Source organism: Paenibacillus sp. S29 (assembly GCF_049319765.1).
GTDB classification, from domain to species: domain Bacteria; phylum Bacillota; class Bacilli; order Paenibacillales; family Paenibacillaceae; genus Paenibacillus; species Paenibacillus polymyxa_B.
In genome coordinates this window covers 209,576-223,688 of the sequence record NZ_JBMOUI010000002.1, presented here as the reverse complement: position 1 = coordinate 223,688, position 14,113 = coordinate 209,576, and the positions used below count along the sequence as shown (strand labels likewise).

Below are 14,113 nucleotides of genomic sequence, written 5' to 3'. Positions count from 1 at the left end.
CCTTCACTCACAGCTATTGCCACGATTTGTTCAATTTAAGCCGGGCACACTAATATCGTCGTCCTGTATCGTTTATTTCTGCGGCAAAATGTTAAAGTTGGACACCAGAGCACTGTGGATTTATTTCGAAAGGAGCGTTAGCCATGTCTACGCTTGAGCGTACTCCTGTCCAAACCAGAGGAACCAAGCCATTTTTGCCTGACCTGGTGTTTTTCGAGCCAGACGCACTGAATTATCCCAAGGGCCAGCGTATTATGGATTGGGTTAAAGCCAAGGATATTCCGTATCGGATGACTACCTCTCACAACCGAATTACCAATTTACCAGGTGAAACTGAAGTTGAAAAGTACCGAATGGCAAAAAAAACTTTGGTAGTCGGTATCCGTAAAACGTTGACTTTTGACCAATCCAAGCCCTCTGCCGAATACGCTATCCCCATTTCGACTGGCTGCATGGGGCACTGTCACTACTGTTATTTACAAACAACCTTGGGAGCAAAACCGTATATTCGTGTATATGTCAACACTGACGATATCTTATCAGCAGCTAAAGCTTATATCGAGGAGCGTGCGCCTGAAATTACCCGTTTTGAAGCAGCTTGTACCTCCGATCCGGTTGGTTTGGAGCATATCACCGGAACGCTTGGAGACTTGATTCGTTTCATGGCAGATGAGGAATTTGGTCGTCTGCGTTTTGTTACTAAATATCATCATGTTGATCCATTGCTGGATATTAAACATAATGGTCATACTCGCATCCGCTTTAGCATTAATTCCGATTATGTAATTAAACAGTTTGAACCTGCAACTTCACGCTTCGAGGAACGTATTGAAGCCGCGGGCAAAATCGCACGAGCCGGTTATCCACTGGGGTTCATCATTGCACCCATCATCTGGTATGACGGCTGGGAAGAAGGCTACGGCGAGTTGCTGCGCAAATTGGGAGAAACCTTACCCGAGCATGCTACAAAAGATTTGACGTTCGAATTAATTCAGCATCGCTTCACCAAAACATCCAAAGCTGTCATCGAGAAACGGTATCCGAAAACCAAGCTGGAGATGGACATAGAGAAACGCAAGAAAAAATGGGGCCGCTGGGGACAAAACAAATATGTTTATCCCGATGAACAGCAAAATGCACTACGAGAGTTTATCACAGAGCGCATTTTTGAACATTTCCCTTTAAGTCGTATTGAATATTTCACATAACTAGCATCCAATCTGGGGTAATCCGTTGTAAAAATAGCGTTACATCAGTCATATGATCTGTTACCAGTAAAATGCCAGTGATAACAAGTAGTATGCCACCTGTTTTGATTAGGATGGAGGTATAGCGAGAGGATAGTCGAACAGAGCCTGCCAGCAAAGCTAATACAAAAAATGGAATCGCAAAGCCAAGCGCATAGCCTGTAATCAGCTTGAACCAAATGTGATGCTCTACTGCCGCCAAAGCGATAATAGCTGTTAGCATGGGACCAATACAGGGCGACCAGCCTGCCGCAAACCCAATTCCGATCACAAAGGAACCGGCATACCCGGCAGGCTTCCATGTCCAGCGAAGCTTATGCTCCCTCATTAGAATCAAAGGACGCACCACACCAAGAGATACCAGTCCCATTAGTAAAATAAGTAACCCTGCTACCACTCTTAGCGTATCCCCATAATTGGCAAACCATTCTCCAAGCAACCCGACACTTGCACCCAGTGAATAGAAAACGACCGAAAAGCCCAATACAAAAGCAAGTGTATGTCCCATCGTACGATAACGAACCTCGGCCTTGTGCCGTCCTTCAGCCAGTTCACGAGCAGACATCCCTGTCATATACGATAAATAAGATGGATACAGCGGTAAACAACACGGTGAAAAAAAAGAAACCAGTCCGGCTACGATCGCCAACCCGGCGTTGATATTTGTCATCATATACCCTCCCACCTGTCTTAAGTGAACACGAACAAACAAGCCCTGCCTACTAAAACATACGTGTAGCGGGAGCAAAATATGATGCAAGCCAAAAAGCGCATGCCCAGGAAGAATGATTCCCGGACATACGCTCATTACGTTCTTTTATTTTTACATAGCGTACTACTTTACAACTGCACCATTCGGCATACCTTCCGGTACGGTGGCCAGCGTAAGCTGATCTCCATGTGATGCTGCCAAAATCATACCTTGCGACAGCTCTCCCCGAAGTTTTACTGGCTTAAGATTGGTCACACAGATCACCTTGCGTCCAATGATATCTTCAGGCGTATAAAACTTCGCAATCCCTGATACTACTTGCCGCTGCTCATAACCAAGATCAAGTTGGAGCTTCAACAGTTTATCGGCCTTCTTCACAGGCTCGCAGGCGACAACCTGAGCAACGCGCAGTTCTACCTTGGCAAAATCCTCAATGCCAATCTCTTCCTTTGCCTCCGGCGCTTCCTGGCTCTCCTCAGATGCATTCTGCGGTTGAACTTGTGCTGTAGCTTCTTCCGGTTTCTTCCCCCCAGTCATTGCTTCCACGATAAAAGCAACCTCTTGCTCTGAATCCAGACGCGGGAAGATCGGATTACCTTTGACCAGCTGCGTTCCTTCCGGAATACGACCAAACTGCTTGCCACTATCCCATGTAGTCAGCTCACCTTGGCTAATACCGAGCTGTTCCCAAATTTTATGAGGAGCACGGGTTAAGAATGGCTGGAGTAAGATGGAAGCGATGCGCAAGCTTTCTACCAAATGCAACATAACAGATGACAATTCGCGACGTTTTCCCTCATCCTTAGCCAAGTTCCATGGTTGCGTCTCGTCAATATACTTGTTGCTGCGGCTAATAAATTGGCTTATCGCCGTTAATGCCACGGAAAACTCCATGTTTTCCATGGCTTCTTCTACTTTGCTATAAGTCGATGTTGCCATGTCTTCCAAAGCTCCGTCGAATGCTGTTACATTCGCTTCATAAGCCGGAACCTTGCCATCAAGATATTTATCTACCATCGCCACGGTACGATTCAATAAGTTGCCCAGATCATTTGCCAAATCCGAATTAACTCGATCCACAAAACTTTCTGGTGTAAATGTTCCGTCTGCCCCAAAAGGCACCTCGCGCAGTAAGTAGTAACGAAGTTGGTCCAGACCATAACGGTCAATCAATGTCACCGGGTCTACAACATTGCCTTTTGATTTCGACATTTTACCGTCTTTCATGAGCAGCCAACCATGTGCAAATACTTTTTTAGGCAACGGAAGATCCAGCGCCATCAGCATGATCGGCCAATATATCGTGTGGAACCTTACAATCTCTTTACCTACGATATGCACATTTGCAGGCCAGAATTTATCATACAACTCGGTATTGGAGGAGCCATAACCCAAGGCTGTGATGTAGTTGGAAAGTGCGTCAATCCACACATACACAACATGCTTCGGATCCCCCTTCACCTTAATGCCCCAATCGAAGGTAGTACGTGATACAGCCAAATCCTCCAGACCCGGCTTGATGAAGTTATTGATCATCTCTTTTTTACGTGATTCCGGCTGGATAAACTGTGGGTTCTCTTCATAAAATTGCAGCAACCGATCAGCATACTTGCTCATACGGAAAAAGTAACACTCTTCCTTGACCAGTTCTACAGGGTGTCCACTATCCGGGCTTTTTCCTCCAGCCACATTACCTTCAGCGTCCTTCACCACGTCAACCAGCTGAGTTTCTGTGTAGTACGTCTCGTCAGGGATGCTGTACCAACCTTCGTATTCTCCCTTGTAAATATCGCCTTGCTTCAGCAAACGATCAAAAATTTCCTGTACGACAGCCTTATGACGTTCCTCCGTAGTACGGATAAAATCGTCATTGGAAATGTCGAGCTTCCGCCACAGTTCTTGAATACCTGCCACAATATCATCTACGAAACGTTGCGGCGTTTTGCCTGCTGCACTCGCTTTCTGCTCTATCTTCTGACCATGCTCATCCGTTCCTGTCAAATAGCGCACTTCATAACCACGTAGCCGCTTGTAACGGGCCATTGCATCTCCCGCAACCGTCGTGTAAGCATGACCTATATGTAGCTTGTCGCTCGGATAATAGATCGGTGTCGTAATGTAAAATGTGTTCTCATTGGACATGTATGTTGCCTCCTGTTTTGTTCACGGCAGCTCGATAAGATCTGCTGACATGATGGTACTCCAATTCATGAATTTGGCACAAATTGGGCACAAAAAAGACCCCCGCCCCTATGGGACGAGAGTCACCTCACGCGTTACCACCCAATTTTCCTGTATCCTCGCAGACTACAGGCTTCACCGGTCACATCTGACCGCCCATTAACGCTGGAACACGCCTCCCCCTTACGCTTGCCTCCCAAGCACTAATAACTGTGGCAAATACGCTCGAAAAAGGTTCCTCCAGGACCATATTCAGGCTTCGCTCCAGACCGGTTTGCAGCTAACCCCGGCTCTCTGTACTGGACGGTTTACCCTACTCATCCCTTCGCAGGAAAACAATATTAACCAAAATATAACCAAATCCGCATAGCGCTGTCAAGTCAGACCCTTCTTGGAGTGGGTAGCCAAACGATCTTCGCTAGACCTATCTGTTCCCTTTTTTGCAGGAGGGACCAAATCTACGCCGCCCGGATGAAAGGGATGGCACTTGGCTATACGCTTAGCAGCAAGCCATGAACCTTTGAGCGCACCATGCACCTCTACCGCCTCCAGCGCGTACGCCGAACACGTTGGATAGAACCGGCAGGTAGCCGGCTTTAACGGTGAAATATAGGAACGATAAAACTTAATCGGAGCCTGTACCACTCTGCGTGTGGTGATTTTCATTTCAGTAGCCCCCGTGGCTGTGAGTGTGACTGCTCGTCTGTCTGAATCCCCCATCCGAATTACTGTCAGTATGCCCATTCTTCTGTTGACAATCTTTGCAATAACCAAAAATTTCAAACTTGTGCTCGACGATTTGGAATTGATCCGTTGTATCTGTCATTTGCATTGGGCAAAAAGAAATCGGTAATGTTTTCTGACAGCTCAAGCAAATCATATGGTGATGGTGATGATGCTCATTACAGCTCACCTTAAACTTCATTCCATCCTCAAAAGATACCTGTTCCAACACACCCAATTCCTGCATTACACGCAGATTACGATAAACCGTATCAAAGCTAAGTCCACTGTACTTCTTACCCATATATTCATAAACGTCTTTGGGGGACAGATACCCTTCATTCTCGGAAAATAACGTGGCCAACGTCTTGCGCTGATCTGTAATACGCAGCCCCTGAGCGGACATTGTTGCAATAATCTCATCCTTTGTCAGCATGCGTTTCACCCTCCCCTGTCTGTAGTTTCAGGTTTTCTGATGCAGGCTTAGGCTTGCATCTATTTATTATACCACGATTAAAGTCAATATTATAAGAGATATTCGTATCTATACATAAGAAAAAGACGCTCTCCGGCGCTACGATTAAATTCGCAGCAGGAGAACGCCTATATTCTGCAAGTGACATCGACTTTTAAACGGTGAATGACGAGACCCAAGGTCTAAGCCGGTATACAGCACCGGTTATTTCATATTAATTTTTAATAGCTGGCAAAGGCATAACTACTACGGAAACCGGCAAGTTACTTCCTGCAGCAGCAGTGAAATACATCTCTACACTTTCCTCGATATGCCCTGTGCGATACAGCACACTCATCTCATTTGGAGCCCATACTGCGCCGTTCGTCGGGATACCCACAACCTGATTGTTTACCATCGCATAGCCGGAATATTCGCCTCCACGCGGGTTGAACGTAATCAGTGAATACGGCGCTACACGATCCAATTTAACTTTATATACAACACCAAAATTACCAGCATTGGAAGCAGAAGAGCCGTCCAGACCGTCCGTACCAATCAGGTTCGGATCTACCTTATTATCACCAAGAACGATACGTTGAGCTGTTTTACCAACCTCTTCGGTATAATTGAGCGTGATATCCGAATTAGCATACGTTCCACGGTTATGAATACCGTCCTTAGGCAGTTTTGCCAGAGTAGGCAGTACGGTCATAGGATCTGCATTCGCATCCACCATAATGACCGTATATTGGATTGGTTGATCCGTGTATAGATCGGACAATAGAGAAATGACCTGCTTTTGCTTCATTTTTTTCTCGTTCAAATCCTGCAAAATAATACGGCTTTCACCCGGATTCAGAACCGTACTAGAACGTTTGCTTCCATCTATCATAGATTGAAAATATTTTTGAATTGAAACTTTACCCGCTGCCGTTGCAAATTCAGATGGTCCAGCAAAACCGGAATTTTCGACATTCAGGTTGGTAGCAGTAATATTGTTGTTTGTCGCAATCACGTACATTTTCACATCTCGACCCGTTTCATTCACATGATGGACGAGTATGCGCGTGCTGCCTGATCCGGTTTCCTGATACACAATTCCGTCCTGAAATACACGTTCCGGGCTGTTAGCACGGATCAAAAGACGCGGTGAGGATGTACTAGTCAAAGGAATGGTAGCCATGGTAGGCACCTGACTGCCGTCTACTGTATATTTATCACCAAATGGTGTGAAGATTTTATTGAAATCATCTTCGTTGTACAACAGTTCATTCGTAATTTTAATTGTTTCACTTTTGGTACCTGTTGCGCCGTGCTTATCAGTCACGGTGAGCGTGATTGTTACATCACCTGGTTGGAAGAAGGCAAGTTTCTTATTCTCCCAATCACGCTTAGTGATAGCATTCTCATCATCTGTACTCAGGTCAGTAATGGTGATTTTCTCACCCATCTTGTACTCTTTTTTATCAGTTGTAAACAGAGCCACTGGCTGCTGATTTGGTGGTCTTACTGTAATTGTAACTGAGTAAGGATCACTCCAGTTCCCAGCAGAGTCAAGAACAGAATAGGTAACTACATATGTACCCGGCTCCTGAAATACGTCCTGCTTACCTTCCCAACGTTGGTTCACAATGGGTAGACCTGTAGGAGAAGATTCCTTCGTCAAATACGTAACTTGGGTTTCGCCCGCATAGATATCTTTTTGTTGAACCGTGAAGGAAGCTTTAGGTTTCTGATTCAAATCCATGATAACTTGTTTAGTCGTATTATTCACAGTATAAGGAATATTTAAGGCCTGTGTAATCGAGGTCAATGGCACCATAAATACGTTCTTTTGCTGAAAAGCCGGTCCCTTCATTTGTCTGGCTTCACCGTTAACCGTATAAACCTTGCTGTCTGTTTTGAAGCGCATGACATTTGTTCCTTGTGTGATTACGGTTTCTTTGGTGGCAGTGTCATAACTAAACTGCAATCCGACACGGCTGACAAGTGAACGGATAGCTACATAGGAAACTCCGTCCTTCACGGTCATCGGCTGAGTTGCTGTGTACACCTGTCCGTTTTGTTCCATTTTCGCGCTGTTTAAGTACAAAATCAATTGATTAGCACCTATGGATGTTGGAGCTCCACCAGGATTGGTGATCGTTCCGTCTCCACCGTATACATCATTGGAAACGTTCGATCCGTTGGTTGTATCCGTAGGCAGGCCAGTCAATGGATCATTGGATACGCCTGTGTTATTAGGTGTCACCATGTCATTTTGTGTGCTAGTTCCATCTTGATCTCCGATGCTATTCTGAACGCCTGAATCAGCAACATTGGCCTGAGCCTGCTGTGCGCTAACCGAATCGGTGGATTGAACGGTTGTTGATGCTGCTTCTGCTCCTACAGGGGCTACTGCGGCCACCTGAGCTACCGCAAGGGCGGTGAGCATGGTCCATTTCTTGAAATTCATTGTCTGTCTCCTTCTATCACCAAATTATTATCATTCCCGTAAAAAGTCATACTATTAGACGCGTCAGTTGTTAAAAAGTTTCTGGAAATTTTGCTGATCATGAAAAAAAGGGAACTTTCTCCTGTGACTGCAAAAAATTCAACAACAAAAAACCGCCGCCCATCTGACCTGATGTGGCGGCGGCTTCATTACTAGGAAATAGCTTTTGAGCCATTTACATTATGATGGACGACAGACAGCATTCTTTCCAGCAGTCTCCAGACGACCCTCTTCAATGAGTCGGTAAGCACGTTGAACTTCTTCATCTGTAGGAGATGGAACTCCCTCCAACGGATACTCCTTACCAAGCATTTCCCATTTGTAAACACCCATTTGATGGTAAGGTAAAATTTCGAATTTCTCGACTCCGTTCAACGTTCCGATAAACCGTCCCAAATTCAATAAATCTTGCTCGTCATCATGAATACCCGGTACAAATACGTGTCTAATCCACATTTTGCGCCCTTGCTCAGACAACCAGCGAGCCGTACTCAGCATACGGTCGTTAGACTTGCCTGTAAGCTTAATATGCTTGTCATTGTCAATATGCTTAATATCCAGTAGCACCAAGTCTGTTACGTCCAGCAGTTCATGGATACGGCCCGCGTCATTAAATCCGTTACTGTCCAGTGTCGTGTGCAAATTCCACCGACGTTTCACTTCTTTGAACAGCTCTGCGACAAAATGAGCTTGCAGCGTCGGTTCTCCACCGGATACGGTCAATCCGCCTCCTGAAGAACGGTAATAGGCTAAATACGGCTCAATCTCAGCCAATACCTCCTCCAACGTCATCGGATTACCTTCATTCAAGGCCCAAGTGTCCGGGTTATGGCAATATTGACATTTCAACAAGCATCCTTGCATAAAGAGCACGAAGCGGATGCCGGGACCATCGACGGTCCCGAAGGTTTCCAATGAGTGTATGTGACCTTTCAACATGTTGCATCATCCTTCCCGCATCCGCTATGCGTGCGTCATTGTAATACTTATTTACATTGTACCGTGGAAAGTACGGTTAATAACGTCCAATTGTTGTTCACGAGTCAGCTTGATAAAGTTAACGGCATAACCGGAAACACGAATCGTAAGCTGTGGATAGTTTTCTGGGTGCTCCATTGCATCCAACAGTTGTTCGCGAGCAAACACATTGACATTCAGATGATGTGCGTGGCTTCCAAAGTAGCCATCCATCATCGAAACAAGGTTTGTTTTGCGTGTTTCTTCTTCTTTACCCAGTGCTTTAGGCACGATGGAGAAGGTGTTCGAGATACCATCCAGACTGTGTTCATAAGGCAATTTGGCTACGGAACTCAGAGATGCCAAAGCACCTTTTTTATCACGGCCGTGCATTGGGTTTGCCCCTGGTGCAAACGGTTCGCCTGCTTTACGTCCATCTGGTGTTGTACCTGTTTTCTTACCGTACACCACGTTGGAAGTAATAGTCAGTACAGATTGAGTAGGAACCGCATTACGATAAGCTTTATGCTTGCGAATCATGCTCATGAAGCTTTCTACCAGTTCCACAGCGATGTTATCTACACGGTCATCGTTGTTACCATAGCAAGGATATTCGCCTTCGATTTCAAAGTCAACGGCAATCCCTTTTTCGTTACGGATTGGTTTAACTTTTGCAAATTTAATGGCACTCAAGGAGTCGGTAGCAACTGACAGACCCGCAATACCACAAGCCATGGTACGGAGAATATCACGATCATGCAACGCCATTTCAATGCGTTCGTAGCTATATTTATCATGCATGTAGTGAATAACATTCAAAGTGTTCATGTACAGTTTTGCCAACCATTCCATCATAGGTTTGAAGCGGCTCAACACTTCTTCATAATCCAGAACTTCACCTGTAATGGCTGGGAATTCAGGCCCTACTTGAACGCCAGATTTTTCATCTTTACCACCGTTAATTGCATACAGCAGAGCTTTAGCCAAGTTGGCACGAGCACCAAAGAATTGCATTTGCTTACCGATTTTCATTGCCGATACACAACAAGCAATACCATAATCGTCTCCATAAATTGGACGCATCAGATCGTCATTTTCGTACTGAATGGAGCTAGTTTCAATAGAAACTTTCGCACAATACTTTTTGAAGCCTTCAGGCAATTTTTCCGACCACAGTACAGTCAGGTTCGGCTCCGGTGCAGGTCCCAGATTGTAGAGGGTGTGCAGGAAACGGAAGCTGTTTTTAGTTACCCGAGTTTCTCCAGTTACGGACATACCACCAATGGACTCAGTAACCCAAGTTGGATCTCCACTGAACAGTTCATTATAGTCAGGTGTGCGCAAGAACTTAACAATACGCAATTTCATAACAAAATGATCGACCAGTTCTTGAGCTTGTTCTTCTGTCATTGTACCCTCTTCCATATCACGTTGAGAGTAAATATCAAGGAAGGAAGATACACGTCCTAAGGACATTGCTGCACCATTTTGTTCTTTGATTGCTGCAAGATATCCAAAATATACCCATTGGAAAGCTTCTTTCGCATTGTTAGCAGGTTTGGAAATATCAAAACCGTGCTCAGCAGCCATTTGTTTCAGTTCATTCAAAGCACGAATTTGTTCGGAAATTTCCTCACGAAGACGAATTACGTCTTCTTCCATGGAATCAACTTCAAGGCTTTTCAGTTGCAGCTTTTTATCTTGGATCAAGAAGGCTACACCATACAAAGCTACACGACGATAGTCACCGATAATACGACCACGACCGTATGCATCTGGCAGACCAGTAATGATACCAGCTTTACGGGCTGCTCTCATTTCATCTGTATAAGCGTCAAATACACCTTGGTTGTGAGTTTTACGAATATGAGTGAAGATATCAATAATACTTTCTGGTACTTCAAAACCATAGGCTTTACAAGCGTCGATCATCATCCGAATTCCACCAAACGGCTGCAAAGAGCGTTTGAATGGAGCATCTGTTTGTACACCGACAATTTGCTCTTTATCCCGGTCTAGATAACCCGGTTTATGTGAAATAATAGTGGATGGCGTATTCACGTCTACATCAAGCACGCCGCCGTTTGCCAACTCTTTTTTAGTAAGATCGGATACAATATCCCACAATGCAGTTGTGTTGGCGGTAGGACCAACCAAAAATTCTTCATTGCCAACATAAGGTAAGATATTAGTTTCAATAAAATCGTTGACGTTGACTTCTTTAGTCCATTTGCCTTTTTTAAAACCTCTCCAGCCAGATTGTTGCTCTTGTAATTCTCTCTCAATCACCGACATGTAAATCCCTCCAAATTGTTTGGTCTTCCGGACTTGTGATTTTTTTCACGATAAAGCTATTTCTTGAGCCCGGCCTTTTCACCGATGCCTTACGCTCAGTGTCGGGACCTTTCTTACACCCTTATTGTAGAATAATGATAGAGTGTAGTATGTGACAAAAATCACAATATGAGTGATTTTTATCACTTTATTTTCCCTAGCTTCACGCCTATATCCTTAGCCTTGCCGTTCACCTCCCTTCCCAAACCAACAGGCCCTCTATATAGAGAGCCTGCATCGGTATTGAACGAGAAAATGCTTTTTCACAAGCCTCTTCGTACCTATTATATTATTGGTCAAAACGTCCGTAGAAGGCATTGCGATAGACATCAGCCAACTCAGTAACCAGTGGCAACTTCGGATTCGCAGTTGTACATTGATCTTCAAATGCGCGGTCAGCCAGATAGTCTACACGTGATTCGAAATCCTTCGCATCGAAACCGATTTGTTGGAACGATTCCTCGATACCAAGTGTTTTGTTAATTTTACGGATCGCTTCGATCAAGCTGTTAACCCCTTCTTCGGTGGTGCGTGCAGGCAGTCCCAGTATGCGCGCGATTTCTGCATAACGCTCATCCGCAACAAAGTGCGAATATTTAGGGAACGAAGCAAATTTTGTCGGTTTTTTCGCATTATAGCGAATGACGTGCGGCAATAAAATGGCATTCGTGCGGCCATGCGCTGTATGGTATTGTCCACCCCATTTATGTGCAAGACTGTGGTTAATGCCCAAGAATGCATTAGCAAATGCCATACCAGCAAGTGTAGAAGCATTATGCATTTTTTCACGAGCCAGCTTATCACCAGTCAGAGCCGATTGTTCTAGGTATTGGAATACCAATTGAATGGCTTTAATTGCCAGACCATCTGTGTAGTCATTAGCCATTACGGACACGTAAGCCTCGATAGCATGTGTCAGAACATCCATACCTGTGTCCGCTACAGCTGTTTTAGGTAGCGAATATACAAACACTGGGTCAATAATTGCCACATCAGGAGTCAACTCATAGTCAGCCAGTGGGTACTTCGTGTCGCCCAGGTTTTTGTCCGTAATTACTGCGAACGATGTAACTTCGGAACCTGTACCCGAGGTTGTAGGGATAGCTACAAATTGTGCTTTTTGACCCAAACGTGGGTACTTGTAAATCCGTTTACGGATATCCATGAATTTTTGTTTTAAGTTATTGAAATCAGTATCTGGATATTCATAGAACATCCACATGCCTTTAGCCGCATCCATTGGCGAACCGCCGCCCAGTGCGATGATGCAATCCGGTTGGAAACGTCTCATCATTTCAGTACCACGTTCTACCGTAACTGTCGATGGATCTGGCTCTACTTCAGAGAACACTTCGATAGCTACTGGTGTTTGGCGTTGATGCAGATAATGAATAACACGATCTACATATCCCAGTTGTACCATCATAGGGTCCGTGATAATGGCTACGCGTGTGATATCAGGCATTTTAGCAAGATACTGTGTCGAGTTTTTCTCAAAATAGATTTTGGAAGGTACTTTGAACCATTGCATATTCACCGTCCGTTTCGCCACCCTTTTCACATTAATCAGATTGACTGCCGATACGTTCGACGAAGTCGAGTTACGACCGTACGAACCGCAACCGAGTGTCAACGAAGGAAGGTTGGTGTTGTAAATGTCACCAATCGCACCATGTGTGGAAGGTGCATTTACAATGATACGTCCTGTTTGCAGACGGTTTGCGAAGCGAGCGATAACGTCCTCATTGTTCGAATGAATAGCGGACGAGTGACCCATGCCGCCGAATTCCACGACTTCAGCAGCGCGTTGAATACCTTGTTCTGCATTTTTTACTTTATAGCAAGCCAATACAGGACTCAATTTTTCCGCAGACAATGGGAATTTTGTTCCTACCCCTTCAATCTCAGCGACCAAAATTTTAGTTCCTGCTGGTACTGTGATACCACTCATTTCAGCAATTTTCACAGCAGACTGCCCCACGATTGCTGGGTTCACTGCACATTTCTCGACATTCATAGCTCCTTGAGTGAGCTTAGCTGCTTCTTCTTTATTTACAAAATAGCAGCCGTTAGCGATCATCAATTTTTTCACTTGTTCGAAGATTGGCTCTTCAATAATAACCGCTTGCTCGGAAGCACAAATCATACCGTTGTCGAAAGATTTAGAGAGGATGAGATCGTTCACAGCCTGCTTGATGTCTGCTGTTTTTTCAATAAAGCAAGGCACGTTACCTGGGCCTACACCCAGAGCAGGTTTACCGCAGCTATATGCCGCCTTAACCATGCCTGATCCACCAGTTGCCAGAATCAGCGCCACATCAGGGTGGTTCATCAGTACATTGGTCTTATCCATCGAAGGTGCTTCAATCCATTGAATACAATCAGCTGGAGCACCATGTTTAACAGCTGCTTCGAGCAAGACGCGGGCTGCTTCCGCACTACACGATTGAGCAGATGGATGGAAACCGAAAATGATTGGGTTACGTGTTTTAATGGCAATCAGCGCTTTGAACATCGTAGTCGAAGTCGGGTTTGTCACTGGAGTGATCCCCATGATAATGCCGACTGGCTCTGCTATCTTTTGAAAACTGTCAAAATCATTGTCCTCAATGACACCGACGGTTTTTTCATTTTTGATACTATGATAGACATATTCTGTTGCAAACATGTTTTTGGTGATTTTGTCCTCGTACACACCGCGTCCTGTTTCTTCAACAGCCATCTTCGCCAGGTACATGTGTTTATCCATCCCTGCGAGTGCCATAGCTTGTACGATTTCGTCAATCTGTTCCTGATTCATACTCATGAAAGCTTGCTGTGCCCGGTTCCCCCGGTCAATCAGCGTTTGAATATACTGCTCTGCGCTTTGCTCTTTTTGGATAACCTCGTTTTTAACAGCCATTTCCCTCATCCTCCTGTTATCTCGTGTACTATCTCTTGTTCACGCACTGATCGTAACACAGCTTTTCAAGATATATTGTGATTTTTTTCACAATCTATTTAAAATT

9 protein-coding genes are annotated in these 14,113 nt (G+C 44.8%); 1 reads left to right on the top strand and 8 read right to left on the bottom strand.

The features are described from left to right. The first annotated feature begins 143 nt into the window (after positions 1–143). Positions 144–1,208, top strand: a complete 1,065-nt coding sequence (splB, locus tag ACL9RM_RS03970; protein WP_039270921.1) for a spore photoproduct lyase — start codon at positions 144–146, stop codon at positions 1,206–1,208. On the opposite strand, the gene ACL9RM_RS03965 is transcribed toward splB, so the two are convergent. The 8 genes from ACL9RM_RS03965 to adhE form a co-directional block, all read right to left on the bottom strand. Further along, positions 1,201–1,917, bottom strand: coding sequence for a cytochrome c biogenesis CcdA family protein (locus ACL9RM_RS03965; RefSeq protein WP_250262059.1), 717 nt, complete (start codon positions 1,915–1,917; stop codon positions 1,201–1,203). The two genes, splB and ACL9RM_RS03965, sit on opposite strands and share 8 nt — an antisense overlap. A gap of 165 nt (positions 1,918–2,082) precedes the next feature. Further along, on the bottom strand, positions 2,083–4,101 hold the full coding sequence (gene metG / locus ACL9RM_RS03960) for a methionine--tRNA ligase (RefSeq protein ID WP_250268738.1): 2,019 nt from the start codon (positions 4,099–4,101) through the stop codon (positions 2,083–2,085). 414 nt (positions 4,102–4,515) lie between these two features. Continuing rightward, the gene (gene yidD / locus ACL9RM_RS03955) at positions 4,516–4,806 is read right to left on the bottom strand and encodes a membrane protein insertion efficiency factor YidD (protein ID WP_061829057.1); all 291 of its coding nucleotides are present in this window, start codon (positions 4,804–4,806) and stop codon (positions 4,516–4,518) included. 1 nt (position 4,807) lies between these two features. Further along, positions 4,808–5,299: a Fur family transcriptional regulator gene (locus tag ACL9RM_RS03950; RefSeq protein WP_013310843.1), complete on the bottom strand. Its 492-nt coding sequence runs from the start codon at positions 5,297–5,299 to the stop codon at positions 4,808–4,810. 253 nt (positions 5,300–5,552) lie between these two features. Beyond that, entirely contained in the window at positions 5,553–7,775 is a 2,223-nt protein-coding gene (locus ACL9RM_RS03945; RefSeq protein WP_250268739.1) for a copper amine oxidase N-terminal domain-containing protein, read from the bottom strand. Positions 7,776–7,994: 219 nt separating this feature from the next. Next, complete coding sequence (pflA, locus tag ACL9RM_RS03940; RefSeq protein ID WP_013310845.1) at positions 7,995–8,753, bottom strand: pyruvate formate-lyase-activating protein; 759 nt, start codon at positions 8,751–8,753, stop codon at positions 7,995–7,997. 51 nt (positions 8,754–8,804) lie between these two features. Then, positions 8,805–11,066: a formate C-acetyltransferase gene (gene pflB, locus ACL9RM_RS03935; RefSeq protein ID WP_061829055.1), complete on the bottom strand. Its 2,262-nt coding sequence runs from the start codon at positions 11,064–11,066 to the stop codon at positions 8,805–8,807. A gap of 328 nt (positions 11,067–11,394) precedes the next feature. Continuing rightward, positions 11,395–14,007, bottom strand: a complete 2,613-nt coding sequence (gene adhE / locus ACL9RM_RS03930; RefSeq protein WP_250268740.1) for a bifunctional acetaldehyde-CoA/alcohol dehydrogenase — start codon at positions 14,005–14,007, stop codon at positions 11,395–11,397. Positions 14,008–14,113: the final 106 nt, after the last annotated feature.

Bases quoted from the DNA above. Each gene is read 5' to 3' on its own strand.
- metG (WP_250268738.1), bottom strand. From the start codon at position 4,101: ATGTCCAATGAGAACACATTTTACATTACGACACCGATCTATTATCCG.
- splB (WP_039270921.1), top strand. From the start codon at position 144: ATGTCTACGCTTGAGCGTACTCCTGTCCAAACCAGAGGAACCAAGCCA.
- pflB (WP_061829055.1), bottom strand. From the start codon at position 11,066: ATGTCGGTGATTGAGAGAGAATTACAAGAGCAACAATCTGGCTGGAGA.
- ACL9RM_RS03965 (WP_250262059.1), bottom strand. From the start codon at position 1,917: ATGACAAATATCAACGCCGGGTTGGCGATCGTAGCCGGACTGGTTTCT.
- ACL9RM_RS03945 (WP_250268739.1), bottom strand. From the start codon at position 7,775: ATGAATTTCAAGAAATGGACCATGCTCACCGCCCTTGCGGTAGCTCAG.
- pflA (WP_013310845.1), bottom strand. From the start codon at position 8,753: ATGTTGAAAGGTCACATACACTCATTGGAAACCTTCGGGACCGTCGAT.
- yidD (WP_061829057.1), bottom strand. From the start codon at position 4,806: ATGAAAATCACCACACGCAGAGTGGTACAGGCTCCGATTAAGTTTTAT.
- ACL9RM_RS03950 (WP_013310843.1), bottom strand. From the start codon at position 5,299: ATGCTGACAAAGGATGAGATTATTGCAACAATGTCCGCTCAGGGGCTG.
- adhE (WP_250268740.1), bottom strand. From the start codon at position 14,007: ATGGCTGTTAAAAACGAGGTTATCCAAAAAGAGCAAAGCGCAGAGCAG.